The organism is Azospirillum sp. NS33 (assembly GCF_059703765.1).
Genome location: NZ_BAAKJB010000049.1, coordinates 17,881 through 44,147, shown reverse-complemented (window position 1 = coordinate 44,147; position 26,267 = coordinate 17,881). Strand labels below are relative to the sequence as shown.

Sequence of the window (26,267 nt, the reverse complement as noted above, 5' to 3'; positions counted from 1 at the left end):
CGGGCCGCCGCCGGGTCGCCCGGTTGGCCGCGGCGGGCGGCGTGCTGGCGGTGCTCGCGCTCGGCGCACCGCCCCTGGCCGCCCGCACCGCGCCCGGCCCGGCGGACCCGCCGGCCGCCGCGGGGCCGGCCGCGCCCGTGGACCCGGTGCGCGTCGCCCTGACCCTGGCCGGGTCGAACACCATCGGCGCGCGGCTGGCGCCGGCCTGGGCGGCCGGCCTGCTGATGCGCAAGGGCTACGGCGCCATCACCCGCACGGTCCTGCGGCCGGAGGAGGTGATGGTCAGCGGACGCCCGCCCGGCGGCGGCCCGCCGCACGGCATCGTCATCCGTGCCCACGGCTCCTCGACCGGCTTCGCCGCGCTGGCCGAGGGCAGCGCCGACATGGCCATGGCCTCGCGCCCGGTGACCGACGCCGAAGCCGCGCGCCTGACGGCGCTGGGCGACCTGCGCTCCCCCGGCAGCGAGCACGTCGTCGGCCTCGACGGGGTCGCGGTGATCGTCAACGCCGCCAACCCCGTCGGCGCCCTCACCATGGGCCAGCTCGCCGAGCTGTTCGCCGGACGGGTCGCGTCCTGGGCGGCGCTGGGCGGGCCCGACCTGCCGGTGTCCCTTTACGCCCGGGACGACCGCTCGGGAACCTTCGACACCTTCCGCGCCCTGGTCCTGGGCACCACGCCGCTGGCGGCGACGGCGCGGCGCCTGGAGGACAGTGCGGCGCTGGCCGCCGCGGTCGCGGCGGAGCCCGGCGCGGTGGGCTTCGTCGGCCTGCCCTATGTGGGCGCGGCCAAGGCGGTCGCCATCGCCGACGGTGGCGACCGCGGCAACAGCGGCGACGACGGCGGCGACGGCGGCGGCGGCGGCGGCGTGCGGACCGCCATCCCGCCGACCCGCTTCAGCGTGGCGACCGAGGACTACCCGCTGTCGCGCCGGCTTTTCCTGTACGGCGCCGCACGGCCCTCCCCGCTCGCCGCGGACTACCTGGCCTTCGCGCTGTCGCCCGAGGGCCAGGCGATCGCCAGCGAATCCGGCTATGTGGCGCTGACGCTGGAGGGCGCGCCGGTGGCCGCCGCGGGGGCGCCGCCCGATTATGCGGCGCTCACCGCCGACGCGGTGCGGCTGTCGACCAACCTGCGCTTTCGCCCCGGCAGTTCGGATTTCGACACCAAGGCGCTGCGCGACATCGACCGGGTCGCCGATTTCGTGGCCGAGCACCGGACGCCGGCGGAGGTCATCCTGCTCGGCTTCACCGACGACACCGGGCCGCCGGAGCTCAACCGGCTCCTGTCGCAGCAGCGTGCGGAGGTGGTCGCCCGCGCCCTGGAACAGCGCGGTCTGGGGCCACCCCGCGCCGTCGGCCTGGGGCCGATCCTCCCGGTCGCCTCCAACCGCACCGTGGACGGGCGCAACCGCAACCGTCGCGTCGAAGTCTGGATCAGGGCAGTGCGATGATGCGAACTCTGGGCGTCCTTCCCGTTGTGCTGGCGCTCGCCTGCGGCGGGCTGTCGGCATGCGTGGCCACCGAACAGGGGGTCGACCGCACCTGGGGGCTTGGCGGCGCCAAGCTGGCCGCGCCGCCACCGGCGGCCAGCCCGGCCGCGGCGGTCGCCGAGGCGCCGGCCACCGGGCAAGGCGACGGCGCCGCGGCGCCGGGACCCGCCGGCGGGAGCGGCGCGCCGCTGCAGATCGCCGCCGCGCCGGCACCGGAAACGGCGCTGCCCGAGACGCCGGAGGGCCGCGCCGCCCTCGCCCGGCGGACCGGCGACGCCCGGGCCGCGGCCGCCCTCTACCAGCAGATCCTCAACGACGACCCGGACAGCGTCGACGCCCGCCTGGGCTATGCCCACGCCCTGCTCGACGACGGGCGGGCCGACGCGGCGACGCCGCTGACGCTGGACCTTCTGGAACGCCGGCCGCGCGACGGCCGCGTCCTCACCCTGATGGCGCGGCTGGAACTGGTGCGCGGCGACCTGGCGGCGGCGGCCACCCGGCTGGCCGTCGCCGAGGCCCAGGCGCCCGCCAGCCGCGACGTTCTGACGGTGCGCGGCATGCTGTCCGACCTCCAGGGCGACCACGCCGCGGCCCAGCGCGCCTACCGCGGCGCCCTCGCCCTGGCGCCCGGCGACATGGCCGTCCAGAACAACCTGGCCCTGTCGATGATTGCCGCGGACAACCCGGTGGGCGCCGCCACCATCCTGGAGACCATCGCCCAGGATCCGGTCGCCGCCCCGGTCACCGTGCGCCACAACCTGGCCCTGGCCTATGGGCTGATGGGCCGTGATTCGGAGGCGGTGCGGCTGCTCGCCCTCGACCTCGACCGCGACCGCGTCGACGAGAACCTGGCGTACTACTCCTGGCTGCGCGCGCAGCGCCAGGCCCCGGGTGCCGCCGACCGGGCGGCGGCGCCGGCCGCCGCCGCGACGCCTCCCGCCGTGCCGCCCCCGGCCATGCCGGCCCGGCCGGGCGAACCGGACCGCGCCATCGTGTCGCGATGAGCCCGGGCCCCCGGACCGCGCCGGCCCCGCGCCACGGGATGGGCTGGCGGGATATCTTTGTATGACCCTGTTGACCGCTGGTTGACATTGCGCGCTTCGCCTCGACGGCGTTTCACGCGATAGTCCGCGGGATCACGCGCGGTGGAAATCCCCCGCTTTGCACTTTGCCCGCCGGGACGGCTCCGCCACACTGCGGACGGTCCGGTGCCGAAGGCACGTGAAGCCGGTGATTTCCGCGGAGATTCGAATGGGCGTCCGCTTCTTCGACTACGACAGCACCGGCCCCCGGGCGGGCGCCGCGGACGGCCGTGCGGCGGTGGAACCGGCGGACCGGATCGCCGAGTCGCCGCATTGCGCCTGGACCGACGCGACGTCCGTGGCGGGGCCGGTCAATCTCGGCCTGATCGACGACACCCTGGCGCGCACCGGGGCCGACACCGCCGGGTGGTCGCTGCTGCTGGGACGCTCGCCCGCCGACCCGCCGGGCGCGGAGGCGCGCGACCTCGCCCGCCCCGCGGCGGCGGCGCAGTATCTGGTCGACCACTGGGACGCCTGGGGGCTGCCGGACGGGCTGAACCAGAGCGACCTCGCGGAGCCCGACCCGGCCCTGCCGCCCGAGGCGCGGGAGATCCTGCGCTACATCGGCCAGAACCCGGCGCTGTTCAGCGCCATGGACAGCGGCGGCGGGCGCGGCGTGATGAACGACGGCGACATCTGGCGCTTCGACGCCGCCGATTTCGCCGCCCGCGCCCACGACGACGTCGCCCAGGCGTCGGCCTGCTACGCCGAGTTCCTGGTCAACCACCCCGGCGCCGACCCGGCGACCCGCAGCCTCGCCCGGGACGCCGCCCTGCTGCTGGCCAACCAGGGGATTCTCGCCGCGGCCGGGCCGGCCCAGTTCGGCGCGGCCGGCCAGCGGCCGGTCACCGGGGGGTTCGGCGTGGACTCCCTGACCAGCCTCACCGGCAACGGCGGGTTGAGCGGTGTGCTGGCCGCGGCGGCCCTGCGCGTCGCCTCGTCCGGGCTGGTGGACCGGCTGGGCGGCGGCCCCGGCGCCTCCGTCGACGCCGACGCGCTCGTCCGTTGGTTGGGCGCCCCGCAGCGATAGGGGCGATCACCAAGACGCACGGCCGCGGTGCCGGTTTGGCACGCCGCCCGCCGGGTGCGGGAGGACGCCACCGCCGCCGCCGACTCCACGGCCGCCTCCAGTCCCTGCCACGGCGACGGTGCGGCCCGCGGCCGTCGCCGTCCCGTCCCGCCGGTCAAGACCCCCCTTGCCAGGAGCGGCGCCGATCCATAGAATGATAATCATTCGCATTCGCGGTTCCGCGATCGACCGATTTTGGAGAGGAGGGCGCCGTGCCCGCCGCCGACCTGTCCCTGCGCCAGGAGGTCCACGACCTCTACAACAATCACCATGGCTGGCTCTACGACTGGCTGCGCCGCAGGCTCGGTTGCTCGCACAACGCCGCCGATCTGGCGCACGACACCTATCTTCGTGTCATCGCCTCGGGCCGCACCCCGGCACCGGACCAGGCACGCCCACACCTGATGCAGGTCGCCAAGGGACTGGTCATCGACCGGCACCGCCGCCGGGTGATCGAGCGCGCCTACCTCGACGCCCTGGCACAGTGGCCCGGGGCGATCGCGCCTTCGCCCGAGGAGCGCGCCATCACCCTGCAGACCCTGCTGCGCATCGACGCCATGCTGGAGCGGCTGCCGGACACGGTGCGCGAGACGTTCCTCCTGTCCCAGTTCGAGGGGATGACCTACAGCCAGATCGCGGAACGCAAGGGCCTCTCCGTCGGCGCGGTGCGCAAGCACATGCTCAAGGCCATGGAGGCGTGCTTTTCCGCTTTGGACGACAACCGCGGCGCCGCGGCGGGTGCCCCGCCGCCGGCGTCCTCCCGATGGGCCGGCCCACGATGACCGGTGGTGGCGCCGGCGGGGTCCATCGGGCAGCCCTGCGCTGGCAGGTTGTCCTGTGGTCGGGCGAGGTGACGGACCGCGAACGGCGGGCCTTCGAGCGATGGGTGGCCGCCGCCCCGGAGCATGCGGACGCCTGGCGGACGGTGGAGCGCATCAGCCGGGAGATCCACGCCGTGCCGGGAACGGTCGCCGGCACCGTGCTGCGTTCCGCAGCCCGGGAGCGGGCGCGCGTCGGCCGCCGCATGGCCCTGCGGAGCGCCGCCGCGCTGGTCGGCGGCGGCCTCGTGGCCTGTGCCGTCCACGAGGCGCCGGAATGGCGGCTGGTGCTGGCCGACTACCGGACCGGCCGGGGCGGCCGGCGCGAGGTCGCCCTGCCCGATGGCACCCGGCTGATCCTCAACACCGACACCGCCGTCGACCTGCGCTTCGACTCCCGCGAACGCCGCCTGCTGCTGCGCGCCGGCGAGCTTCTGGTGACCACGGTCCCGGACGCGGCGCCCGTCCCCCGCCCCTTCGTGGTGGAGACGCCGGAGGGACGCGTGCGCGCGCTCGGCACCCGCTTCACGGTGCGGCGCCTCGCCGACGGCGGCGCAGAGGAGGCGTTGGTGCAGGTCCTCGAGCACGCCGTCGAGATCACGCCGCGCCTGGGCGGCGCGCCGGTGCGCCTGGACGCCGGCCGCCAGGCCCGGTTCACCCCCGCCGCCGTCCGTCCGCCCCGCACCGCCGAAGCCGGCGCGGCCGCATGGACACGCGGCATGCTGGTGGCCGAGCGCCAGCGCCTGGGCGATTTCCTGGCCGAGCTCGGCCGTTACCGCAGCGGCATCCTGCGCTGCGACCCAGCGGTCGCCGACCTCGTGGTCTCCGGTGTCTACCCGCTGCACGACACCGACGGCATCCTGCGCTCGCTGACGGAGATCCTGCCGGTGCGCGTGCGCACGCTGACCCGCTACTGGGTGACCGTCACGGCGCCGTAGCGGCGCCCCCGGAGAAAATAGTTCCTTCGGGCTGTAGCGCTTTTTCCGTCTCGCTCGGGAATGAGGGTAAGGGCCGCACCTGCCGGCGCGGCCGACCAGCCCGATGTCGGAGAGGAACACCGATGCGATCCGGCCCACCCGCCGCCTCCACCCTGCCACCCGGCCGCCCGGCCGCCCACCCCTCGGCGCGCCGGCCCCGGCTGCGCTCCGCCCTGTGGCGCACCGTGCTGCTGGCCTGCGTCACCCTCGGCCAGGGAGCGGCGGCGGCGACGGCGCTCGCGCAGGCGGCACCGGCCCCCGCCCAGGGATCCGGCCCCGCGCGGTACGACATTCCCGCCGGAACGCTGGACCAGGTGCTCAACCGGTTCGCGGCGACCGCCGGCATCCTGCTGGCGATTGACGGCTCCCTCACCGCCGGCCGGGCCAGCCCCGGGTTGTCCGGTTCGTTCGGCGTGGCCGACGGGCTGGCGGCGATCCTCGCCGGCACCGGGCTGGAGGCGGTGGCCCGGGCCGGCGGCGGCTATGCCCTGCGCTCCCGCTCCGCGGCGGCCGCGGCGGGCGGCGGCATCACCCTGCCACCGGTGACGGTGACCGCCGCCGCGGCACCCGGATCCTACCAGCCCGGCGCCCCGGTGAGCGCGGCGACACGGATGGCGATCCCGCCGCTCGACCTGCCGCAGACGGTGGACGTGGTGCCGGCCGCATCGCTGCGCGACCGCGGGGCGACGTCGCTGAAGGACGCGTTGGCCTACACGCCCGGCGTCACCACCAGCACCGGCGAGGGCATCCGCGAGCAGTTCGTGATCCGCGGCTTCTCCGCCATCGCCGACACGTACGTCGACGGCATGCGTGACGGCGGCTACACCTTCCGCGACACCTTCAATCTGGAACAGGTGGAGGTGGTCAAGGGCCCGGCCGGGGTCCTCTACGGCCGCGGTTCGGCGGGCGGGCTGATCAACCTGGTGACCAAGCGCCCGCTGCCCGGGCCCCATGCCAGCGTCGACGCAACCGTGGGCAGCCACGAGTCCCGACGCGTCAGCGCCGACGTGAACCAGCCGCTCGGCCCGTCGGTGCTGCTGCGCGTCAACGCCATGGCCGACGAGGCCGACTCCTTCCGGTCCGAGGTCTGGTCGGAAAAGCGCGGCGTGGCGCTGGCATCGACGGTTACCCTGACGCCGGACGCCATCCTGGACCTGCGCGCCCAGCACGTGCGCGACGAACGGGTGTTCGACGCGGGCATCCCGGGACTCGACGGACGGCCCGCCGACGTGCCGATCTCCACCTATTACGGCGCGCGTGACCCCGGCACCGCGGACAGCGGCACCAGCGTGGAAACCGCACTGTCCGCCGACCTGGCCGTCGACCTCGGCGCTGCGCTGCGCCTGCGCAACACCTTCAGCTACCGCGCCCTGGACCTGGACCGCCGGCAGACCACCATCAACCGCCTGATCCTCACCACCCCGGAGCCGACGCTGAGCCTGGCGCGCAGCAACTTCTCCAGCGAACAGCGCGACCTCGCCAACAAGCTGGAGCTGACCCTCTCCGGCGCGGCACTGGGCATCGGCCACGAGCTGATGGTGGGCACCGAGTACGCCTCGGAACGGCGCGACACCGTCTCCCGGGGCGGCACGCTGCCGTCCGCCTACAACATCCGGGTCTTCGACCCGATCCTCACGGCGGTGCCGGCGGAAGGCGCGTCGATCCGGCGCGACGGCGTCTACGACACAAAGACCTACTCGCTCTACGTCCAGGACCTCGTGCGCATCGGCGATCATTGGATCGCCCTCGCCGGCGTGCGCCAGGACTGGCTTCATCGCACCTTCCAGAACCGCGCCGGCAGCGATTACGGCCGCGACGACAGCTTCCTCAGCCCGCGCGTCGGGCTCGTCTACCAGCCGACGCGGGACCTGTCCTTCTACGCCTCCGCCACCCGGTCCTACCAGCCCGGCGGGGCGACCGGGGTGATCGACCCGGGCAACGCCATCCAGCCGCCGGAGATCGCCACCAACTACGAGGTCGGCGGCAAGCTCGCCCTGAACGACGGCAAGCTGATGATCGGCGCCAGCCTCTTCCAGCTCGTCAAGGAGAACGTGCCGACGCGCAACCCCAGCGACCCCAGCGGCGAGGCGCTCTACATCGGCGAGATCACCGCCAAGGGCGTGGAACTGACGGCGCTCGGCGACCTCGGCGGCGGCTTCAGCGTGCAGGGTGGCGTCACCCTGCTGGACGCGACGGTCACCCGCTCCAACAACACGACGGCCCCGGCCATCACGCCGACCCCACCCGCCACCCCGTTGGAGGGCAAGCGCGCCGCAAACGCGCCCCGCTTCAGCGCCACCGTGTGGGGCGTCAGGGACTTCGGCGATGGATGGCGGGTCGGGCTGGGGTTGCGCCACCAGTCGAAATCCTACGCCTCGACCACCAACGCCGTGACGTTGCCCGCCTACACCGTGGTGGACGCCGGCCTGTTCCATGACCGCGGCCCGTGGTCGTTCGCCCTGACCGTCCAGAACGTGACGGACGCCACCACCTACGAGTCCGCCACCAACGACCTCGGCATCCTGCCGGGCGAGCCGCGGACCGTGCAGCTCACCGCCCGCTACACGTTCTGAGCGGGGGCGCCCCATGGAAGTCCCCACCGCACGCGCGGTCGCCGCCGGTGTCCACGTGACGGCCGCGTGCGCCGCCGCCTACCTGGCCAGCGCCGAGCTCGTCACACTCACAGGGCTGGTCGCCCATCGCAGCGGCATGGCGCGCGCCGACGCGGTGATGGTGTCGGCCATGCTGGGATTCCCCTACCTGCTGGCGGCGCTGATCGCCGCGTTCTCATGCCGGCGGCCAGCCGGCACCTGGCTGGTGCTGGGGTCGCTCACCGCGGCCGCGGCGCTGGCCGGGGCCGCGCTCGGCGGCGCACCGCCGGCGGGGACCGTCCCATGACCGGCGGCTTCCGCACACGCATGGGCGCCATGCACACCTGGGCCGGGGTCGTCTTCGGGGCGCTGCTGTTCGCCGTGTTCTGGACCGGCACCCTCAGCGTGTTCGACAAGGAGATCGACCGCTGGATGATGCCGGCCACCCGGCTGACCTGGGACGTGGCGGCGCCGCGCCTCTCGCTGGACCGTGACGTCCGCCCGCTGCTGGAGGCGCGGGCCGCGGATTCCCCGGCCTGGACCATCATCCTGCCGTCCGACCGGGTGCCGTTCCTGACGGTGACCTACGGCCCCGAGGGCGCGCGCAAGAGCAGCCGGGACCGTTTCGATCCGCACACCCTGGCCCCGCTGGAGGAGCCGGGAACGCTGGGAGCCAGCGGGTTCCTCTATCCGTTCCACCACAACCTGACGATCCGCTGGAAGGATACCGGGGCGTGGCTCGTCGGCGCCGCGGGCATGGCGATGCTCTGCCTGCTGCTGTCGGGCGTCGTCATTCACCGCAAGCTGTTCGCCGAATTCTTCACCCTGCGCCTGAACCGCGCCTTTGGCCGCAGCGTGCTGGACGTGCACAACATCGCCGGCGTCGTGCTCCTGCCCTTCCACATCCTGATCACCCTGTCGGGGCTGATCGTCGCGTTCCCGATCTACTACCCGGCCGCCCCCGACGCGCTCTATGCGCCCGCCGCCGCGCCGGCCGCGCCGGCCGAGACGCCGGAGCGCGCCTTCCTGCGCGAGGCGCTCGGCCGCAAGCGTCTGCCGCCCGCCGGGAGGCCGGCGGAACCGGCGTCGCTCGACGCCATGGTGGCCGTCGCCGAACGGGCGTGGGGTTACGGAAACGTGTACCTGGTCCGGGTCAACAACCCCAAGGATTCCGGCGGCAACGTCGTCCTGCGCCGCACCACCGGCGACACCGTGACCAAGGGCATCGACAACGTCCGCTTCGCCTCCGCCACGGGGGCGGCGATGGAGCCATTCCGGGCGTCGCCGACGGTGAACGCCTGGAACGTCGTCGCTGGCACCCACTACATCCAGTTCCGACATTGGACGCTGCGCTGGCTCTACTTCCTCGGCGGCCTCGGCGGTTGCGCGATGATCGCGACCGGCCTGTTCTTCTGGACCCGGGCACGGCGAAAGGCGCAGCAAGGGGACGGGCACGCCGGGGTCGGACTGGTGGACACGGTCGGCGTGGCCGCGGTGTGCGGGATCGTCGCGGCGACCCTCGCCTTCCTCATCGCCAACCGCTGGCTGCCCGACCCGGGCGCGGCGTGGGCCGCCGACCGGGCGCGGTGGGAGGTGCTGGCCTTCCATGGGGTGTGGGTCCTGTCCGTCGTCCACGCCGCGGCCCGCATTCTGGCGGACCGGAGGCAGGGTCACCTGCGCGCGTGGCGCGACCAGTGCCACGCGGTGGCCGGGCTGGCGGTCGTGGCGGTTGCGGCGAACTGGCTCACCACGGGGGACCACCTGGTCAAGACGGTTCTGACCGACCCGTATTGGCCGGTCGCCGGAACCGACCTGGTTCTCACGGCCGGGGCGGCGCTGGCCGCGCGTGCCGGCCGACGCATCGGCCGGCGGATCGGGGCCGGCCATGGGTGAGGCCCAGGGACTGGCCCTGGCGGGCGCCGCCGTCGCCGCGGCGGCGGGCTGGGCATGGGTGGCGCTGGCAATGGACGGCCACTGGCGCCGGGTGCACGGTGGCGACGGCCGGCGGGGCGGCAAGGCGGCGTTGCGCCTCGCAGGCGTGGTCGGGCTGGGCGGATCGGCAGCGCTGTGCTCTCTGGTCGACACGCCGGCCATGGCCGCGCTGGTGTGGATGCTGCTGCTGTCCGCCGGCGCGCTGGCGACGGCGTTGGCCCTGGCGTTGCGGCCGCGGGCGTTGCGCTTCCTGTGGCCGGGAACGACCGGCTCCTGAAACGGATTCCCCTTGCCAACGGCCGGGCGCAACCCGATGCTGGCGTGACGGTTCAACCGGTCAGCCAAGGCACGGTGATTCCATGTCACAACGTCCCAGCCGGCGCGCATTCCTTCGCACCGCTTCGGCCCTGGCGGTGGGCGGCGCGACCGGCGCGGTGGCGCTGTCGGCGCCGGCGGCGGCCCTGACCCCGCTCGCCGCCTCCGACTACGGCGCCGTCCTGGCATCCGCCTGCGGCGCCGGCGGCGATCACGGGTGGCTGGTCGAGGAAACCGCCACGGCGCTGGGTCGGGCGGCCGACGATCCGCTGGTCCAGGCGGTGCTGCGGCGGACGCCCTGCCCCTCGTGCGGCTGCGTCGTCGCCTTCGCCCCGGCAGGGCCGGGCGCCTCCCCCTTCTGATCGCGCGTTCTGATCGCGGCGTCCGCCACGTCTCCAGCGCCCACGCCTGGACGCCGCCACCGCGCCGGTCCGGCCGGCCGTCATGCCATGCGCCTCAGCGCCCCGGCGGCGATCGCCCGCACCCGGCCGGCGCCGGCGTCCCCCTCCGTCCCACCGGCCCGCGCCACCGCGCGCAGACGCGCCGCCAGGGCGCGCTCGCCGGCGCAGGCCTGCTCGCACAGGGCGCGCAGCTCGGCGATGCTGGGCCGCCATTTGCGGGTGCGCCGCCAGGTCCGGGCGGCGGCGTCGATGGCCCAGGCGGGAAACTCGCCGAGGTCCTCGGCCCAGTCCAGGGCCACCATCTCCTCGACCTCCGCGCTCATGCCGCGGGCCGGGTAGTGGCTGAGCAGCGCCAGCACGCGCGCCAGCAGGTGGTTCACCGGGGCCGGGGCCAGCGCCGCCGCCTCCAGGTCCTGCACCGCGCGGCGCGCCAGGGCGGCCTGCTGCGCCGTCACCGGCGGCGGCGTCCACCGCTCGCTCAGCCCGTCGAAACCGTCCTCGGCGAAGCGCGTCCGGCGGTCCGTGCGGCCGCCCGCGAGAACCGCGCGCAAGGGTGCCGGCAGTCCCTCGAGCAGCGCGGCCTGCCGGTCCGCGGCCGGTTCCGCCGGATCGAAGGCCGCCGCGGGGCCACGGTGCAGGGGCGCGACGGAGCCGGTCATCGGCGCCACTCCCCGGCCGGGTCCGCAGAGGTGGCCGCAGCGGTGGCGGCCGGGGTGGTGGCCGGGGTCGCGGACCGGCCGTGGTCCAGGCGGGCGGCGGCGGCCATCCACCCGGCAAGCCGCGTCTGGGCCGCCGTCTCCCGGGTCGCGGCCGTCGCGCGCTGGGCGGGCTGCCGGGCCGCCGGGCGTGGCGTGGCCGCTCCGGCCGCGCCGCCCTGCACGGCGATGTCCTGGACCAGCCAGCACCGCCAGGCCGCGCCGGCGTCGCGGTAGCGGTAGCCATGGGCCTGGCACCGCAGGGCGAACGCCTCGGCGTGCCGCATCAGGTCGGTGCCGGGGAAGCGGTCGCGGGCCCAGGCGAGATCAGCGGCGTCGGGCCTCCATCCCTCGGGAACCGTCTGCCCGTCCGGCGCCGCGCGCACCGGGAGCGGATCTGGAATCTGTTCGGAATGGTGCTGTTCCTGACTCGCCGGCCGACAGGGGGTGTCGGCGGCGGAGTCATCCCTGTCCGGGCGGGAGTCGGGGGCGCCGTCCGGGTCGGTGGCGGTCAGCCGCAGGCGGTAGCGGCAGGACAGGCGGGCGCCGTCGCGGCCGCTGCGCCCCTCGATCGTCACCAGGCCGATGGCGTCGAGACGCTGGAGGATGCGGTTGACCGTCGGCCGGGACCGCTTCAGCTTGTCGGCCAGGGTCGACTGGGACGGCCAGCACACCCCGTGGTCGTCGGCGTAGGTGGCCAGAGCCGCCAGCACCGCCAGACCGTCGGCGTCGAGATCGGGGTGGTCCAGCCACCATGCGGGAATCCGGCCCCAGCGGCGGTCGCTGGCGGGGTCGGGGCGGTCGATGCCGGCCATGGGCGTGTCTCCTCGTTCGACGGGCGTGCGGCGGGCGTGCGGCGGGCGTGCGGGGGCCAGGATTCCGCGCCGTCCCGTCACCGGCAAATCGCGGCCCCTTCCCCCATGTGCGCGGCCCGACTCCCCAGGGTGGAGTCCGCCGCGCAGCGGGGGGAGTCCGCCGCAGGGCTGGGGGAGAGGGCGGCGAAGCTGGGGGAACCGCCCGCGGTGGGTGGCGCGACTCGGATCCGGAGGGAACGCGCCGCCAAGCTGGGGGAATCGGCCGCGATGCGCGGCCGTCGGCACGCCCGTCCAGGCCCGTTCCGCCCCGTTCCGCTCCGCGCGGGGCCGGTCCTTGTGTGCCGGGGTGGGCCGGGGTGGGCCGGCCACCGCGGCAACCGCGGGCGTTTCCCCCGCCGACCGGTGCGATCGCGGGCGTTTCCCCCAGCGCACCCCGCCCGAGTCCCCGCCGGCGGCGGCGCGCCGCCGCAATCGCGGGTGGTTCCCCCAGGTTTGGCGGGCGCCGCCGCCCGGGGACCCGGGAATCGCGGGTGTTTCCCCCAGCCCCACCGCCCGCCCCGCCCCGGATCGGCCCCGCCACCGGATCACCCGGTTGCCGTCAACCCATTGGCAACGCTGGCATCCTCCGCCATCGCGGGTGTTTCCCCCAGGCCGGCGGCGGACTCCCCCATGTTGGCGCCGTCCCCGGGTGCGCCTATGCTGGGGCTTCGGCAGGAGGGAACGGGATGAGCAAGCCGGCGACCATGAACGCAGCCCAGTTGGTTCTCTTCGAGATGGAGGACCGGCGGCAGAGTCACCTGATCGCCCTCTACGACCTGGCGCCGCGCTTCATCTTCGCGCCGCGCGCCGACACCGACCCGGCCTTGGGCAAGGAGGCGGTGAAGTCGGTCTACCGCGAGTTCAGCTTCCGCGGCCAGACCTTCTATCTCACCCTCCAGCCGGCCCGGATGGCGTACGAGCGCGACGGCGACGGCCGGCGCCGCTTTGTCCCCGCCCCCACCCCGGAGCAGGCCCGCTCCATCGTGGAGGCCGAGATCTTCCCTTCCGAGCGTGAGCAGATCGTCGAGGCGGTGGTGCGCCGCCTCGCCATGGATCCGGCGCGCCTGTCGCTCGACGGGGAGAACCAGGAGCAGGTGCGCCTCGACTTCAGCCTCTACGACATCCGCCGCGAGCTGCGCGCGGTCAACCATTCGCTGAACTGCTCGGAGATCCGCGAGGCGCTGACCATCCTGGCCCGCACCCGCCTGATCATCTCCAAGGCGGCCAGCCCGGCCACCGGCAAGCGCCGCGGCAAGCAGGACATCCTGGACAGCACCGCGTTCCCGGTGCTGGTGATCCGCCGGCCCGACGGGGCCTACGACGACGACGGCGAGGACGACCAGACCTACGTGCAGTTCAACCCGCTGGTGGCCGCGGCCATCCGCGGGCTGGAGTTCCGCCCCGTCAGCTACGAATGGCTGATGAAGCTGAAGAGCCCTGTGTCCCGCTGGCTGTACAACCGTCTGTCGGTGGAGTTCGACCGCCCGGTCGAGGCGGGAGTCGAGCCGGCGCTGGTGACCTTCTCCGCCGACGAGATCGTCAAGAACAGCGGCATGAACGAGTGGAGCCGGCGGCGCGACACCCTGCGCATCGTCACCAGCGCCGTCGACGCGCTGGTCGAGGAGGGCATCCTCGACAGCCTCGACAAGGTGTACGACAAGACCGGCAAGCGCATCGACGGCATCCACTACGTGATGCGGCCGTCCCAGCGCTTCCTCGATCAGGTCCGCCGCGCCGAGACGGTGTCGGAGGTCAACGCCGCGGTCATCCAGTCGCTGACCGGCGACGCCCAGCGGCCCGACCGCTTCGTGCCCCTCACCCCGGTGCAGGCGGTCGAGGCGCGCCGCAGCCGTGCCCGCCGCCTGGCGGCTGTCCAACAGGATCTGCCGCTGCTGGGCAAGACCGGCACCGAGGGCTGATCCACCCCCTCGCCGGTGACCGCCGCCGCCACGCGGCGCGGGTCCCCGGCGCGCTCGTCCCGCCGCCGGTGACCTCCCCCCTCCGCGCAGGTCGGGGGAGTCTAGAAGCGGTGGATCAGTTTTCACCCAATGTACCCGGGTCAGTTTTCTCCCTAACAGGATGCGGAGAAAGGGCTGTGCACGGTCAGCCGGTCGTGATTCTCTGCGGTCGAGGAAAAAGCGGGTGGCCAGGAGACGATGGGGGGCTCGGACGAACGCAGCGCGGGTGTGTTCCTTCCGGTCCACCCTCTGCGGCGGCTGCGGGCCGACCGACGCATGTTGAACCCCTGGGTGATCGAGATCACCCGGCGCTGGAGAACGGCCGGTGACCGCGACTTCCATCGCGGCGGCTGCACCATCATCTGCGACGCCGACCGCCAGGAGATCCGCTACGTCATCCGCAAACGCCTCGGCAGCCGGTCACGGGCCGCGCGGGAGAAGGGGTTCCGGGCGGAGCTCAACATGGACCCCTACACCTCCGCGTGCCGTGACGGCCTCGCCCCCCTGGCCAATCCGGACCCGCCCGGCTGCCACAGGCGCCACGTGGCGGGCATCAGTCGTTGCCGAAGCGAATCGTCTTGGTCTGCGCATCGGCATCGACCCACCAGGGGCCTCTCCCCTGGTCCTGGTACTTGAGGAAATCGATCGGAATTCCCTGCCGTGCCGCGTAGCGGTTGGCTTCGGCGGCGCCGGCATATTGAGCGGCCCGCCCTCCATCATGGGCTCCCACGACGATGTTCTCGATCTGGTATCCCTGCTGCCTCAGGTTGTCGAGCCGCTCTTGCGGAAAGTGACCGCCGTTCTGGTGCATCAGAAACACGTTCGGGGTTCCGTTCGCGTCCCGCAGAAAGGCGATGATCGGCCAGCAGGGGCTCATCGAATTCGTTCCGAGATGGTGGAGGCTGACAGCGCTATCGACCGCGGCGACCATTCCGGTCTGCTGGTGCCCCGGTTGGGTGTAAGGCATATAGTTACGATTGTTCAGACGGTGAATGCTTCCCGCCATAGGTTGCAGCGTAACCCCGTTGTTCGTCGCCACGGCCTGTTGTGCACCGGCCGGCAGGGCGGTGCCACGCTGAGCGTACAGGTTTTGTCCCGCTTGCACCGGGTCGAGCCGAGGGGCCGGCGCGGGAGCCGCGTTCGCGACGGCGTCCCGGAAGATTGTCTTCAAATCACCGAGAGTCAGCAGATTGTTGGCGTTGCGCTGGAACGCGTCGAGAACGCTTTGCCGTTCGTTTCGCCCAAGATTGATGCGCCCCAGGAGCGTCGTCAGATTCTCCTGTTCCGATCGGAACGTGGCGCCCACCTGATTGGCCCTCACCGCCTTGATCTGAAACCTACTGAAACAGGTGGCCGGAGCCAGAATGATCGCCTGGTTGTCGCGCAGGTTCGAATGGTCCAGGCGTTGCAGAAAGCTTTGGACGTCGATGTTCCGTCCGACGCTGATAGGCCCTGGCATGGCAACCTCCCAAAAGCCCAATGTTGTGATTCAGGCGCGGATGAACGGTCCGTCCTCACCGTGATCCACCGTCGGCAGGGACGGCGACGGCCCGTTCGCGAGGGCAATCAGGTCATTCACAACGGCGGTCGCCGCCACGTCGAACCGGTGTGCGAGGTCGCTGCCCACGTCGACGAAGCCCACGGCACCGATGCTCCCGCCCTCGTCCAGGTAAAAGCCGGACGACCGGCAACCCGTCAGGGCCAGGTTGTTCATCAATGCCGTGTTGATCCGGTTCTCTGTCGCCGTCTCGTCACAGGCGGCAGCGATGGACGCATTGACGACTATCGCCCGGTCCACGACCTCGCAACAGAACTCGACCTGCGGCAACCGCATCATGAAGACGTTTTCGGCAAGCTTCACGAGCGGGGCGCCGGCCTCGTCCATGGCCGCCTCGAAGGCGGAGGAGGTTTCGGCATCCTCGCCCGTTGCTGCCCGCTGCTCCACGTCGCCCGCCACGCTGACCACCGGTTGCTCCTGACGCAGTGCCCAGGCCACCTCGACCGCGCCAGCGAAATCCCACAGGCCGTCCAGAAGATGCCCCAATCCATCCTCGGTGAGACCCGCCGGATCGCAGCGGCGGCTGACCGTCAACACGCCCGTTTCCGGCTCCGCCCCGACGACGCAGCCGGTGCGATTCCAATCGGGATGGTTCAGCTTCAGAAGGAACGTCGCACCCGCCAAGTCGATGTCGCCGTTCAGCGTCAGGAACTGCGTCGCCACGACACTGCCCGCCCCGATGTCGGCCTTGAGCCAGATCGATGGGCGCGTCCGATGCTCGAACTCGATGTGACCCGCATCCAGGGACAGCGGCTTATCGACCTCCAGCCATCCCGCGAGCCGCTCGCAGAACTCAACCCGCGCAGGCATCGTCGTCCTCCACCTGAAGGGCCCTGGCTTCTCACCCCCGCTACCGGGGGGATGCCTCCCAAAGACGCGGGAAACTATATCGGCGCCCAGCACTCGCGCAAGTTACATTGTGATGAAACGAATAACCGAAAGGTGGGTTGTGTCCCGTGGCGTGTAGCAGCGCGTTTGCTGATGCAGGCGCGAATGCCGTCATGAAACCTGACGCTCACACCCATCGGACGGCCACTCACAAGAAATTATGGAATGAATTTGATAATGATATTTTTGATCGAAGCAATTTTGCTTGAACGCGAACGTCCAAGGTCGTGACCCTGGGAATGGTGTAACTCGCGCCTCGGCAGCGAGTATTCAGTCTGATCTGGCCGGATTGCTCATGCGTCCACGGCGGGAAGTATTACGGCGGGATCATCGACCAGTGGAGCGATGGTGTCCAAATGCTATGGGAGGGCGAGACGGTCATGGCGCGCTGAGCCGTTTGGAATCGACGGAGACGCTCTCATGCGGCAGCCCGAGATCGGCCGCTCGACGGCCGCCTTCGCTCCTGAGGAAAGCCTGGTCGCAGTCATCGAGATGAGCCGGTCGACGTGGCGCGTTGCCGGTCTTGTCCCCCGCGTCGACCGCCGCCCCTTGAAGAAGGTGAACCCCAACGAGAACGATCTCCTACGCCTGCTGGCGGGCCGGTCGACGCCATGGCGGTGCGAGACGCCGACCTGGACACCGCGGCGGTGCCGATTCGTTGCCCACAGGTGGAATGTTCGGATTCAGGGGTTCGCCCACAGCGGGTGTCGGGCGACACGACATCCAGCGATGGCAACACGGTGGCCGAGGGCACCACGGTGCGGGGCCGGGGCGTTGGCGCGGTCGGGGTGGGCTGGAAAAGGGAAAGACTAGGCGGCGTCCGTCACGTCGGGGACGAAGGCCTTGCCCAGGGCAGCGAAGGCCTCGTCGATCTGATCCCAGCGCGAGGCGTGGCTCAGCCGGAACAGCCGGTCGACCGACTTCTGGTCGACTTGCAGCGCCTTGGCCAGGTCGGCCTTGCGCCAGCCCTTGGCTCGCAGCGCACGGTAGAGCAGAACCTTGGTCCAAGCCTGGGATGGCAGGCGAATGACCGGCCGCCCCGCGGCCGGCGACGGGCCGGGGATCTCCTCCCGGTCGTCGATCAGGGATTGGATCATGGCGACGGCCGCGTCCTGCAGGCGGCTCATCGCCTCCCCGCGGGTCGTGCCCTCGTCGTGGGTGCCAGGGAGGTCCGGCGCTGTGGCGATCACCGTGCCGCCCTCCTCGTCGAACTCAACCGGGTAGAACATGGCATAAGCCTCGTATGGAATGGTGCCGGACCCAATTCCGGCAGTGTCGGAACAGTAGTTTTGAGCCGGATGTCGGCCTGGATCACCCCTTAGGCTCGGCGGTATCACTCCCGCACCACTGTGTGGGAACCCCGTGTGGGAACCGCCGCCAAACAGGGGCGGTCCGGTCCGGCGATCCTCGTGCAGGGCGGTGCCCTCGCCGACAGCACCGCGGTGGGGGCGGGATGGCGCGAAGCCGGCCGGAACCGGAGGGCCCGCGGGGCTTCGGGCGGCGGGGTCGAGGCCGTGCTCAGGGGTGGTGGGTGGCCGGGGCGCGGTTTTCGGATCGGTGTCCGGATCGGGGGCCGGCTCGCGCGTCTCTCCCCCCGACACCCTGCCCTGCCCTGTCGCCTGGCGGTCACGGTGGACGGCCGTCGCAGGGCGGTGTTGCGACGTCGGAACACCCGCTCCGGTGGCGCGATTTCGGACGCACAACCCCGGGAGGTGTTACGACGTCGCAACGGCGGGGATCAGCCCCGCAGCAACGCGTCGATCTCGTCGCGCAGGGCGCTGAGGCGTTCCCGGTGCTCGGGCATCAGCCGGTCGCGCACCGTGCGCACCGCCTCGACCTCCTTGCCGATCCGGGTGAGGCTGCGGCCCAGGGTCCGCAGCAGCGTGGCGCCGTCGCTGGCCGTGCCGGCCGCGGCCTTGCGCTGGGCCTGGACCTCGCGGACGGTCAGGCCCGCCTTGGCGCGGTCCCACAGCCGGCGCCGCACCGCCTCGTCGTCCACCTGGGCGATCTCGACCAGGATCGAGCGGCTGATGTCGCGGGAGCGCGTGCGGTATTCGGACAGGATGTCGTCGGGCAGGCGGAGCACGGCGAGGCGGCGGCTCACCTCGGCCTTGGTGCAGCCGATCACCGCCCCCGCCTCCTCCTGGGTGTAGCCGTGGGTGTCCACCAGGCGGGTCAGGCCGCGTGCCAGGTCGACGGCGTCCAGGTCTTCGCGCTGGACGTTCTCGATGATCGCCACCTCCTCCGGCCGGCCGGTGGTGATGATGGCGAAGATGGTCTCGCGGCCGAGCATGCGATGGGCCCGCAGACGCCGCTCGCCGGCCACCAGGCGGTAGCCGTCGCCGTCGGGCTGTTCGCGCACCAGAATGGGCTGCTGCAGGCCATGGCGTTCGATGGACGCGGCCAGGGAGCGCAGGCCGCCCTCGTCGAACACGGTGCGGGGCTGGTCCGGGTTCTCGGCGACCCGCGCCACGGCCAGTTCGATGAGGCGGGGAAAGTCACTGGACACGCCGGTCATTCCTTCCACCACGCCCAGCGAGCCGGAGGACGGCGCGGTGCGGACGGGCTTGCGCTGGAATTTAGGCGGCATCGGATGTCTCCAGTCGGTGGGCGGCGGCGATCAGGTCTTGGGCGATGGCGACGTAGGTCTCGACCCCGGGCGCGCCGGGGTCGCCGGCCAGGGTGATGGTCTGGGCGGCGGAGGCCTGGGCGTAGACGGTGGAGCGGGGCACCGGGTCGTAGATCTTGAAGTGAGGCTCCCAGATGGTGCGGATGTCGTCGTAGGAGGCGCGGTCCTGGCTGAGCCGGGCGTTGTAGAGGGTGGGCACGACGCCCAGCACCTTCAGGCGCGGGTTCTCCTTCTTGCGCACCGCGTTGATGGTCTCGTTCACCAGATCCTCCAGGGCCATGACGGCGAAGGATTCGGTCTGGCAGGGCAGCAGCACGTAGTCCGCCGCCACCAGCGCGTTCAGGGTGACGGCGCCGACCGCCGGGGCGCAGTCGATGACCACGAAGTCATAGCGGCCGCCGAGGCTGCGGATCATCGTCGCCATGTGCTCGTAGCGGTTCAGGCCCAGGCCGTTCAGCTCGTTGTCGGCGCGCGCCAGCGCGATGCTGGACGGCAGCAGGTCGAGGCCGGCCACGGCGGTCTCGACGATCAGCTCGGCGGCGGCGGCACGGCCGAGCAGGGCGTCGGCCAGGGTCCGCCCTGCCCGCGCCAGGGCGACGATCTGCTCCTTGCCGACGCCCACGTGCACCGAGGCGTTGGCCTGGCTGTCGGCGTCGATCAGCAGGGTCCGGTATCCGGCGCGGGCCAGGATGTAGGCGATGCACACGGCGCTGGAGGTCTTCGAGGTGCCGCCCTTCTGAAGCGACAGGGCCAGCACCAGCGGCCGCCGGTTGGCCATGCGCTCGCGCCCGACGGCCAGCGCCGCCATCAGCAGCGTGCCCTCGATCTCGCGCGGGATCTTCTCCCGCTCGGTCTCCCAGCGGCTGATCTTGGAGCCGTCGTATTTGCGGTTCAGCAGCTCGTTGATCCAGCCCGCGAACTCGACCTGGTTCATGGCCTTGCGCTCGCGCAGCGCGCGCATCTCGTCGCCGGTCATGCCGTCCCCCTTGCCCGATTCTGTGGGCCGGATCCTATCCACCTGAATCCAGTGGGTCAATGGTATCAAGTCGGGGCGGGCAACCCACTGCGGGGGCTGGGACGGGTATCGGCCGGGCTACGCCACGCCGGGCGGCGGCGGGGAGTCCGGGGTGGGCGGCGGCCCGGCCAGCAGGGCGTCGAGGCGGTCGCGCAACGCCACCAGGGCGGCGCGGTCGTCGGGTGCCAGGGGCTGCGCCGGAGGCGCGACGGCGGCGAGGCGGGCGGTCCAACGGCGCACCTGGGCCATGGCCCGGGGCAGGGTGAGGGGGCGCGCCGGACCAGCGCGCCGGGGGGCGATCCGTTCCGTCCCGCGGCGCGCGGCGCGGGCGGCGCGCACCGTCAGGGTTCCCGCCTTGGCCTCCTCCCACACCGCGGCCTGGCGCTCGGGGTCGGCGATGCGGGCGATCTCCACCAGCAGGCAGCGGGACACGATGGCCCGCACGGCCGGGTACTCCGCCTTGATCGGGGCGGGCAGGGTGGTGAGGCGCAGAAGGTCGCCGACCACCGTGCGGCTGCGGCCGATCAGCCGGGCCAGGTCGTCGCGGCGCTGCCCCTGCCCCGTCAGGGCGTGCAGCGCGTCGGCCAGCTCCAACGCGTCAAGGGCGGCGCGCTGGGTGTTCTCGACCAGCGCCAGCTCCGCCGGCGCGCCGTCCACCAGGATGCCGGGAACGCAGGGAAGCCCCAGCGCCTCATGCGCCTTGAGGCGGCGCAGCCCGGCCACCAGTTCGGGCCCCTGGCGCGTCGCACGGACCAGAACCGGCTGCAGCAGGCCGTGGCGTTCGATGGAGCGGGCCAGGGCCGCCACCCCGGCGGGGTCGAGGCGGCGGCGCGGGTGATCGGCGGCCACCCGCAGGCTGGCCACATCGAACAGCACGACGGTCCCGCCGGAGGCGGGCTGGGGCATGGGCATGGCGCGGGTCTCCTCTGGCCGCCCCCGGGCGGCGGCGCGGATCGGCGGCGGCGGGGCGATGGCGGTGTCGGGGGGTGTCGGTGTCGGGGGGACCGGGCGCGGACGCGGGTCGGCCGCGGTCGGTTCCACCATGGCTGACAATAGGAATATTGTCAAGACCGCTCGCCGCGGGGCGGCCGCCGCGGGTGGCCGTCAGAGGGTGGCCGCGGCGCCGTCCCACAGCAGCTTGAGGCCGAGCCCCACCAGCAGCAGATAGACCAGGGTGTAGAAGGCGGTGCCGTCGACCCGGCGGACCAGGTGCACGCCGGCCCGGGTGGCGGCGACGGCCAGCGGCATCAGCACCGCCGCGGTCAGCAGGGTGCCCTCGGTGAACTGGCCCAGGGCGGCGTAGGCCGGCACCTTGATCCAGTTGACGATGGCGAAGAACACCACGCCGGTGCCGATGAAGACGTCGCGCGGCAGGCGCTGCGGCATGACGTAGACCTGGAACGGCGGACCGCCGGCGTGGGCGATCATGCTGGTGAATCCGGTCACCGCGCCCCAGAACCAGCCGGCGGCGCGGCCCGCGGTGGACGGGGCCGGCGGGGCGGCGCCGGCTTCCAGCAGCAGGCGCTGGACGCCGAACACCACGGCGATGGTGCCCAGCGCCAGCTCCACCGCACCGCCCGGCACCCGGGCGGCCAGCAGATAGCCGGCGGCGACCCCGAGCAGGGCCGACGGGACCAGGATCGTCATGTTGCGGCGGTCCCAGGTGCGGCGGTAGGCCCACACCGCCACCGCATCCTGAACCAGAAGGATCGGCAGCATGATGGCCGCGGCCCGCACGGGGTCGACGACCAGGGCCAGCAACGGCGTCGACAGGGCGCCCAGCCCGGCGAACCCGCCCTTGGCCAGACCCAGCAGGATGACCGCCGGCACCGCCGCCAGATAGAACAGAGGATCGTCGATCATCGCCCGCCCGCCGCCGCTGTACGCATCGCCCGCTCCCGTTCGCCAAGGGCCGGCGCGAAGGGACGACAGGTCGGCGGCCGGCGCAAGGGGGATTGCGCCGGTACATGGCCGGCATGCCGAAAGGGCCGGCCGGGGTGGGGGAGGGCGGGGGAGGGCGGGGCCGGCGTCCGGAGGCCGGCCCCGGACCGTCAGAACCGGTAGGCGGCGCTGAGATAGTAGTTGCGGCCGAGCTGGTGGGTGAGGAACCGCTCGTCCTTGTCGCTGAGGATGACGTCGGTGAGGTTCTTGACGCCGGCACGGACCTGCAGGGCGTCGGTGACGTCGGCGGCGACCCCCACGTCGACGGTGGTGTAGCCCGGCAGCTTGGTGGTGCCCTCGTATTGCGGGCCGGTGTAGGTAACCCCGGCGGTGGCGCTGGCCTGCTCCATGAACCGCCAGGTCAGGCCGGCGTTGACCGTGTGGCGCGGCCGGTTCTCCAGCTCCCGGCCGTCGGCGTCCTCGGTGAGGAGGTAGGCGTAGTTGCCGGTGACAGAGACGGTGTCGGTGACGTCGAGCGAGCCGGACACCTCGACGCCGCGGATGTCGACGCTGTCGACGTTGGCCCAGGCCCGCGACACGGTCACCGGGTCGTAGACCGGCAGGATCATGTCCTTCACCTTGTTCTTGAAGACCACGACGCTGGCGTCCCAGATGCTCCGGCGGAACTCGGCGCCGATCTCGTAGTTCGTGCTGGTCTCCGGTTCCAGGTCGGGGTTGCCGCCCAGGAAGCAGCGCCCGCCGCAGCTGATGACCCGGTACTCCTCGCTGAGCTGGTAGGCGTCCGGGGCCTTGAAGCCCTGGCTGACGCCGCCCTTCAGCGACACCCAGTCGGCCAGCGCGTACACCACGTTCACCCGGCCGGTGGCGTGGGTCTCGAAGATCTCGTGATGGTCGACACGGCCGCCGAGTGTGACGGTCAGGGCGTCGGTCAGCGCCATCTCGTCCTGGAGGTAGGCGGCGACCTGGCCGATCTCCATCTTTCCGGACTGCAGGTAGGTGGCCTCGTCCTCGACCGTCTGGCGGCGGTGCTCGAGCCCGGCGGTCAGCGTGTTGACCCCCAGCGTGGTGCTGGCGCGGCCGTGCAGGAAGGTGTTCGTCTCCACCAGCGAGCGCTGCTGCGGCGCGTTGTAGGTGGTGTTGAAGTCGTCGATGGCGCCGCGCTCGTGGGTGGCCTCCAGCAGCGTGGTGCCCCAGCTCCACACCCCGCGGTGGGCCGCGCCGAAGGTGTGGCGGGTGATCTCCTGCTCGCGGTAGGACGGGTCGGTGTCGTAGATGGCGTAGGGCCGCTCGTCGTGGTTCAGGGCGTAGGTGAGGTCGAGCGCCTGGTCCTCGGTGATGTCCCAGGTCAGCGTCGCCAGCAGGTTCTTCAGCGACTTCTCCTCCAGGGCCGGCACCTCGCCGCCGTCCTTGGACTCCACCGACCAGGCGTTGCGCCGGTAGAGCTCGCCGGCGATCGAGGCCGACAGGCTCTCGGCCACCGGTCCGGCGGCGTAGAGGTTCACCCGGTACTGGTTGCCGTCGTCGCCGCTCTCGACGATGCGGTATTCGCCGCTGACCACGCCAGTCCAGCGGTCGGTGGGGGTCTTGGTGATGATGTTGACGACGCCGCCGATGGCGTCGGAGCCGTAGAGCGCCGACATCGGGCCGCGCACGATCTCGACCCGGTCGATCGCCGCCAGCGGGATCGAGTTGTAGTCGAAGTCGCCGCCCCGCCACAGGGCGTCCGACGACGACACCCGCTTGCCGTTGATCAGCACCAGGGTGTAGTTGGCGCCCAGGCCGCGCACGACGATCTCGTCGCGGCCCAGGTTGTCGGTGCTGTTGAGCACGCCGACCGACTTGCGCAGCAGGTCGGGCAGGCCGTTGGCCGGGCCCAGCCGCTCGATCTCCTCGTCGGTGATCACCGTGGTGAAGGCGGGCGCGGTGAGCGAGGTGTGCGCGGACGCCGTGGCGGTGACCACCACCGGCCCCAGCAGGTGCACGCTGCCGGTGGCCGGCGCGGCGGTCGCGCTCTGCGCGTGCGCGCCCGCCGGCACCGCCACCGCGAGCACCGCGGCCAGCGTCAGTCCCCGGAGGGACGCGGCGACCAGTTCCGCCCCGCCCGGTCCCGTCCCGCCCGGCCCCGTCCCACCCGGCCGGGCCCGGCCGCGGGTCCGCTCGCGCCGTTCGGCGCCCCCTCGCAGGGTTCCAAGATCCGTCATACTGTTCCGTCTCCAGCGCATGGTCCGAACGCTAATGAGAATAAGTCTCATTATCATCATCCGGTGTAACCCTGGTAACCCCCAATCCGCAAGGGGTATGTCGTCGCGGCGGGGGGCGCTCGCCGCAGCGGTCGTTCACGGTGCATTAAGAAGTTTTTGATCGATTGTGCACATGGGCAGCGGCCGGGCAGCGGCGGCCGGGCGTGGGCGAGGGAACCAGGGTGGCGATGGGGGACTCCGACGATCTCTTCGATCTCTACCGCAACGACCGCGCCAACCGGCAGGCGTTGAACGGCGGCGCCGTCGCGACCGCGCTGTCGGAGAACGTGCGCCGCACCTTCACCACCATCGACGCCCTGTGCGCGGAGGTGACCCAGGCGCTGAGCAAGGCGCGCTACACCGTGCGCCTGGCGGGCACGGTGGTGGACCGCGCCACCTACATGCAGTTCGACCGCAATTCCGATATCTTCCGCGACTATCTGCGGCGCTGGGCGCAGGAGCGCGCGACCCGGGGGAGCGGCGGCATGCATTGGGAAGGCAAGGTGCTGGTCACCGACTTCCGCCGGCGGTCCGCGGATGTGGGCATCGGCCTGATGATCGAGTGGCCCGAGGAGGGCGAGAACGCGTCGACGGCCTTCGTGGAATTCTGGCCGACCGGGCAGGGCGTGTCCCTGCCCGGCGAGGCCCGGGCGTTCCAGCGCGGCCTCGTCGCCTGCATCATCAAGCTGGAGCAGGCCGGCAGCATCACCAGCGCCGCCGCCCGGGAGCCGTAGGAGGGGCACAGGTCACCCTGTCGATCCTGGCGGTTCAGGAGGGCGCGCGTTGCCCGCGGACGCCCGAGAACCGGGCGATCACGCCGCCCAACGGTGCGCCGGCGACCCCCCGGCCCAAGGCGCGAAGGCCCGGGTGCTGGCGGCGCGGTCGTCAGACGCTGGGGGTGGTCTCGGCGGGGAAGCGGTCGCCGGCGCAGCGGCGATCTCGGGGCGTCGTCATCGCGATCCATAGCCCGCCACGCCCAACCAGGCATCCCATGGGATGTCATCCGCGTTGCCGGACGGGAGGCAATCGGGTACGATCTCCCGCGTGAAGAGAGCCATCCTCGACACCGGCATCCTCGCCTCCGGCCTGCGCAGCCGGCGAGGCGCTTCGTTCGCGGTGCTGAGCCTTCTCGCCGACGGAGGGTTCCGCGCCCTGACCACCACCGCCCTGTTCCTGGAGTACGAGGCGGTTCTGAAGCGGCCGGAACAGCGGGCCGTGCACGGGCTGGACCTCGGCGACGTCGACCGGCTGCTGGGGGAACTGGCCGCGATCCTGGAGCCGGTGGAGGTGCGCTTTACCTGGCGACCGCAGCTTTCCGATCCGGCCGACGAGATGGTGTTGGAAGCGGCCGTCAATGGACGGGCGGACGCGCTGGTGACCCACAATGTGAGGGACTTCGCCGCCGCGACGCGATTCGGTGTTCCGGTGCTCCGCCCGGCTGAGTTCCTGCGAGGAGATGCCACATGAGCAAGGCGACCTATCCCCTGAAGCTGCCCGCGTCCGTCAAGGACGCGGCCGCCCGGCTGGCCCGTGAGGACGGGGTGTCCCTCAACCAGTGGATCGCCGCCGCGGTCGCGGAGAAGGTTGGCGCCGTCGAGACGGCCGCCTCCTTCCTGAAGGCGCGCGCCGGTGGCGCGAGCGGCGATGGGCTGCGGTCCTTCCTCGACCGGGTGCCCGATGCGCCGCCCGCACCGGGCGACGGGTTGGACGCGTGACGTCGATCTGAGAAAGGAGGCTGATGGATGTTGAAACCACTGTCTTCAACGGGCTGCAAATTCGCCGGGATACTTCATCAGGCGCGAGCTTGAGGGCAGCGGGCGCGACATAAGCCGCTGACATCGTCACCCCGGCGG

Annotated in this window: 24 protein-coding genes; 14 read left to right on the top strand and 10 right to left on the bottom strand. The window is 72.4% G+C overall.

Annotation, left to right across the window (positions count from 1 at the left end; translation table 11 throughout):
* The 10 genes from AC6H2I_RS28145 to AC6H2I_RS28100 all read left to right on the top strand — a co-directional run.
* The coding region (locus AC6H2I_RS28145; protein WP_497504098.1) for a substrate-binding domain-containing protein at positions 1 to 1,451 on the top strand (1,451 nt) is incomplete at its 5' end.
* Positions 1,448 to 2,494 (top strand): tetratricopeptide repeat protein, encoded by a 1,047-nt coding sequence (locus AC6H2I_RS28140; protein WP_497504097.1) that lies wholly within the window; start codon positions 1,448 to 1,450, stop codon positions 2,492 to 2,494. The genes AC6H2I_RS28145 and AC6H2I_RS28140, both read left to right, overlap by 4 nt.
* Positions 2,495 to 2,741: 247 nt before the next feature.
* Positions 2,742 to 3,602, top strand: a complete 861-nt coding sequence (locus AC6H2I_RS28135; protein ID WP_497504096.1) for a type III effector HrpK domain-containing protein — start codon at positions 2,742 to 2,744, stop codon at positions 3,600 to 3,602.
* Between the two features lie 251 nt (positions 3,603 to 3,853).
* Positions 3,854 to 4,423, top strand: coding sequence for a sigma-70 family RNA polymerase sigma factor (locus AC6H2I_RS28130; RefSeq protein ID WP_497504095.1), 570 nt, complete (start codon positions 3,854 to 3,856; stop codon positions 4,421 to 4,423).
* Complete coding sequence (locus AC6H2I_RS28125) at positions 4,420 to 5,397, top strand: FecR domain-containing protein (RefSeq protein ID WP_497504094.1); 978 nt, start codon at positions 4,420 to 4,422, stop codon at positions 5,395 to 5,397. Before AC6H2I_RS28130 ends, AC6H2I_RS28125 begins: the two co-directional genes overlap by 4 nt.
* A gap of 122 nt (positions 5,398 to 5,519) precedes the next feature.
* Positions 5,520 to 8,009: a TonB-dependent siderophore receptor gene (locus AC6H2I_RS28120; protein WP_497504093.1), complete on the top strand. Its 2,490-nt coding sequence runs from the start codon at positions 5,520 to 5,522 to the stop codon at positions 8,007 to 8,009.
* 13 nt (positions 8,010 to 8,022) lie between these two features.
* Positions 8,023 to 8,334, top strand: coding sequence for a hypothetical protein (locus AC6H2I_RS28115; protein ID WP_497504092.1), 312 nt, complete (start codon positions 8,023 to 8,025; stop codon positions 8,332 to 8,334).
* The gene (locus AC6H2I_RS28110; protein ID WP_497504091.1) at positions 8,331 to 9,920 is read left to right on the top strand and encodes a PepSY-associated TM helix domain-containing protein; all 1,590 of its coding nucleotides are present in this window, start codon (positions 8,331 to 8,333) and stop codon (positions 9,918 to 9,920) included. Before AC6H2I_RS28115 ends, AC6H2I_RS28110 begins: the two co-directional genes overlap by 4 nt.
* Positions 9,913 to 10,236 (top strand): DUF3325 family protein, encoded by a 324-nt coding sequence (locus AC6H2I_RS28105; RefSeq protein WP_497504090.1) that lies wholly within the window; start codon positions 9,913 to 9,915, stop codon positions 10,234 to 10,236. The genes AC6H2I_RS28110 and AC6H2I_RS28105 overlap by 8 nt, the downstream gene beginning before the upstream one ends.
* An 82-nt stretch (positions 10,237 to 10,318) precedes the next feature.
* Positions 10,319 to 10,636: a hypothetical protein gene (locus tag AC6H2I_RS28100; protein ID WP_497504089.1), complete on the top strand. Its 318-nt coding sequence runs from the start codon at positions 10,319 to 10,321 to the stop codon at positions 10,634 to 10,636.
* Positions 10,637 to 10,716: 80 nt separating this feature from the next.
* Here the strand turns inward: AC6H2I_RS28100 and AC6H2I_RS28095 are convergent, their stop codons facing one another.
* Positions 10,717 to 11,334, bottom strand: a complete 618-nt coding sequence (locus tag AC6H2I_RS28095; protein WP_497504088.1) for a hypothetical protein — start codon at positions 11,332 to 11,334, stop codon at positions 10,717 to 10,719.
* A complete protein-coding gene (locus tag AC6H2I_RS28090; RefSeq protein ID WP_497504087.1) occupies positions 11,331 to 12,185 on the bottom strand; it encodes a helix-turn-helix domain-containing protein in 855 nt (284 codons plus the stop codon). Before AC6H2I_RS28090 ends, AC6H2I_RS28095 begins: the two co-directional genes overlap by 4 nt.
* Before the next feature lie 725 nt (positions 12,186 to 12,910).
* On the opposite strand from AC6H2I_RS28090, the gene AC6H2I_RS28085 reads away from it, so the two are divergent.
* Positions 12,911 to 14,143 (top strand): plasmid replication protein, encoded by a 1,233-nt coding sequence (locus AC6H2I_RS28085; protein WP_497504086.1) that lies wholly within the window; start codon positions 12,911 to 12,913, stop codon positions 14,141 to 14,143.
* Positions 14,144 to 14,735: 592 nt separating this feature from the next.
* Here AC6H2I_RS28085 and AC6H2I_RS28080 read toward each other — a convergent pair.
* From AC6H2I_RS28080 to AC6H2I_RS28045, 8 genes are all read right to left on the bottom strand, one after another.
* Positions 14,736 to 15,641, bottom strand: coding sequence for a hypothetical protein (locus tag AC6H2I_RS28080; protein WP_497504085.1), 906 nt, complete (start codon positions 15,639 to 15,641; stop codon positions 14,736 to 14,738).
* Positions 15,642 to 15,671: 30 nt separating this feature from the next.
* On the bottom strand, positions 15,672 to 16,550 hold the full coding sequence (locus AC6H2I_RS28075; protein ID WP_497504084.1) for a hypothetical protein: 879 nt from the start codon (positions 16,548 to 16,550) through the stop codon (positions 15,672 to 15,674).
* Between the two features lie 887 nt (positions 16,551 to 17,437).
* Positions 17,438 to 17,857: a type II toxin-antitoxin system HicB family antitoxin gene (locus AC6H2I_RS28070; RefSeq protein WP_497504083.1), complete on the bottom strand. Its 420-nt coding sequence runs from the start codon at positions 17,855 to 17,857 to the stop codon at positions 17,438 to 17,440.
* A 509-nt stretch (positions 17,858 to 18,366) separates the two neighbouring features.
* Positions 18,367 to 19,218, bottom strand: a complete 852-nt coding sequence (locus AC6H2I_RS28065) for a ParB/RepB/Spo0J family partition protein (RefSeq protein WP_497504082.1) — start codon at positions 19,216 to 19,218, stop codon at positions 18,367 to 18,369.
* Positions 19,208 to 20,233 carry an AAA family ATPase gene (locus AC6H2I_RS28060; RefSeq protein ID WP_497504081.1) on the bottom strand — a complete coding sequence of 342 codons (1,026 nt, stop codon included), beginning with the start codon at positions 20,231 to 20,233 and terminating at the stop codon, positions 19,208 to 19,210. The genes AC6H2I_RS28065 and AC6H2I_RS28060 overlap by 11 nt, the downstream gene beginning before the upstream one ends.
* A gap of 117 nt (positions 20,234 to 20,350) precedes the next feature.
* Positions 20,351 to 21,184 carry a ParB/RepB/Spo0J family partition protein gene (locus AC6H2I_RS28055; RefSeq protein ID WP_497504080.1) on the bottom strand — a complete coding sequence of 278 codons (834 nt, stop codon included), beginning with the start codon at positions 21,182 to 21,184 and terminating at the stop codon, positions 20,351 to 20,353.
* Positions 21,185 to 21,376: 192 nt separating this feature from the next.
* On the bottom strand, positions 21,377 to 22,135 hold the full coding sequence (locus AC6H2I_RS28050; RefSeq protein ID WP_497504079.1) for a sulfite exporter TauE/SafE family protein: 759 nt from the start codon (positions 22,133 to 22,135) through the stop codon (positions 21,377 to 21,379).
* Positions 22,136 to 22,323: 188 nt separating this feature from the next.
* On the bottom strand, positions 22,324 to 24,375 hold the full coding sequence (locus tag AC6H2I_RS28045) for a TonB-dependent receptor domain-containing protein (protein ID WP_497504078.1): 2,052 nt from the start codon (positions 24,373 to 24,375) through the stop codon (positions 22,324 to 22,326).
* A gap of 227 nt (positions 24,376 to 24,602) precedes the next feature.
* Here AC6H2I_RS28045 and AC6H2I_RS28040 point away from each other — a divergent pair, with 227 nt between their 5' ends.
* From AC6H2I_RS28040 to AC6H2I_RS28030, 3 genes are all read left to right on the top strand, one after another.
* Positions 24,603 to 25,148 carry a hypothetical protein gene (locus AC6H2I_RS28040; RefSeq protein WP_497504099.1) on the top strand — a complete coding sequence of 182 codons (546 nt, stop codon included), beginning with the start codon at positions 24,603 to 24,605 and terminating at the stop codon, positions 25,146 to 25,148.
* A 310-nt stretch (positions 25,149 to 25,458) separates the two neighbouring features.
* A complete protein-coding gene (locus AC6H2I_RS28035; RefSeq protein ID WP_497504077.1) occupies positions 25,459 to 25,881 on the top strand; it encodes a putative toxin-antitoxin system toxin component, PIN family in 423 nt (140 codons plus the stop codon).
* Positions 25,878 to 26,129 carry a pilus assembly protein HicB gene (locus AC6H2I_RS28030; RefSeq protein ID WP_497504076.1) on the top strand — a complete coding sequence of 84 codons (252 nt, stop codon included), beginning with the start codon at positions 25,878 to 25,880 and terminating at the stop codon, positions 26,127 to 26,129. Before AC6H2I_RS28035 ends, AC6H2I_RS28030 begins: the two co-directional genes overlap by 4 nt.
* Positions 26,130 to 26,267: the final 138 nt, after the last annotated feature.

Coding starts and splice junctions, on each gene's coding strand:
- AC6H2I_RS28140 (WP_497504097.1), top strand. CDS start 1,448: ATGATGCGAACTCTGGGCGTCCTTCCCGTTGTGCTGGCGCTCGCCTGC.
- AC6H2I_RS28135 (WP_497504096.1), top strand. CDS start 2,742: ATGGGCGTCCGCTTCTTCGACTACGACAGCACCGGCCCCCGGGCGGGC.
- AC6H2I_RS28125 (WP_497504094.1), top strand. CDS start 4,420: ATGACCGGTGGTGGCGCCGGCGGGGTCCATCGGGCAGCCCTGCGCTGG.
- AC6H2I_RS28120 (WP_497504093.1), top strand. CDS start 5,520: ATGCGATCCGGCCCACCCGCCGCCTCCACCCTGCCACCCGGCCGCCCG.
- AC6H2I_RS28115 (WP_497504092.1), top strand. CDS start 8,023: ATGGAAGTCCCCACCGCACGCGCGGTCGCCGCCGGTGTCCACGTGACG.
- AC6H2I_RS28110 (WP_497504091.1), top strand. CDS start 8,331: ATGACCGGCGGCTTCCGCACACGCATGGGCGCCATGCACACCTGGGCC.
- AC6H2I_RS28105 (WP_497504090.1), top strand. CDS start 9,913: ATGGGTGAGGCCCAGGGACTGGCCCTGGCGGGCGCCGCCGTCGCCGCG.
- AC6H2I_RS28100 (WP_497504089.1), top strand. CDS start 10,319: ATGTCACAACGTCCCAGCCGGCGCGCATTCCTTCGCACCGCTTCGGCC.
- AC6H2I_RS28095 (WP_497504088.1), bottom strand. CDS start 11,334: ATGACCGGCTCCGTCGCGCCCCTGCACCGTGGCCCCGCGGCGGCCTTC.
- AC6H2I_RS28090 (WP_497504087.1), bottom strand. CDS start 12,185: ATGGCCGGCATCGACCGCCCCGACCCCGCCAGCGACCGCCGCTGGGGC.
- AC6H2I_RS28085 (WP_497504086.1), top strand. CDS start 12,911: ATGAGCAAGCCGGCGACCATGAACGCAGCCCAGTTGGTTCTCTTCGAG.
- AC6H2I_RS28080 (WP_497504085.1), bottom strand. CDS start 15,641: ATGCCAGGGCCTATCAGCGTCGGACGGAACATCGACGTCCAAAGCTTT.
- AC6H2I_RS28075 (WP_497504084.1), bottom strand. CDS start 16,550: ATGCCTGCGCGGGTTGAGTTCTGCGAGCGGCTCGCGGGATGGCTGGAG.
- AC6H2I_RS28070 (WP_497504083.1), bottom strand. CDS start 17,857: ATGTTCTACCCGGTTGAGTTCGACGAGGAGGGCGGCACGGTGATCGCC.
- AC6H2I_RS28065 (WP_497504082.1), bottom strand. CDS start 19,218: ATGCCGCCTAAATTCCAGCGCAAGCCCGTCCGCACCGCGCCGTCCTCC.
- AC6H2I_RS28060 (WP_497504081.1), bottom strand. CDS start 20,233: ATGACCGGCGACGAGATGCGCGCGCTGCGCGAGCGCAAGGCCATGAAC.
- AC6H2I_RS28055 (WP_497504080.1), bottom strand. CDS start 21,184: ATGCCCATGCCCCAGCCCGCCTCCGGCGGGACCGTCGTGCTGTTCGAT.
- AC6H2I_RS28050 (WP_497504079.1), bottom strand. CDS start 22,135: ATGATCGACGATCCTCTGTTCTATCTGGCGGCGGTGCCGGCGGTCATC.
- AC6H2I_RS28045 (WP_497504078.1), bottom strand. CDS start 24,375: ATGACGGATCTTGGAACCCTGCGAGGGGGCGCCGAACGGCGCGAGCGG.
- AC6H2I_RS28040 (WP_497504099.1), top strand. CDS start 24,603: ATGGGGGACTCCGACGATCTCTTCGATCTCTACCGCAACGACCGCGCC.
- AC6H2I_RS28030 (WP_497504076.1), top strand. CDS start 25,878: ATGAGCAAGGCGACCTATCCCCTGAAGCTGCCCGCGTCCGTCAAGGAC.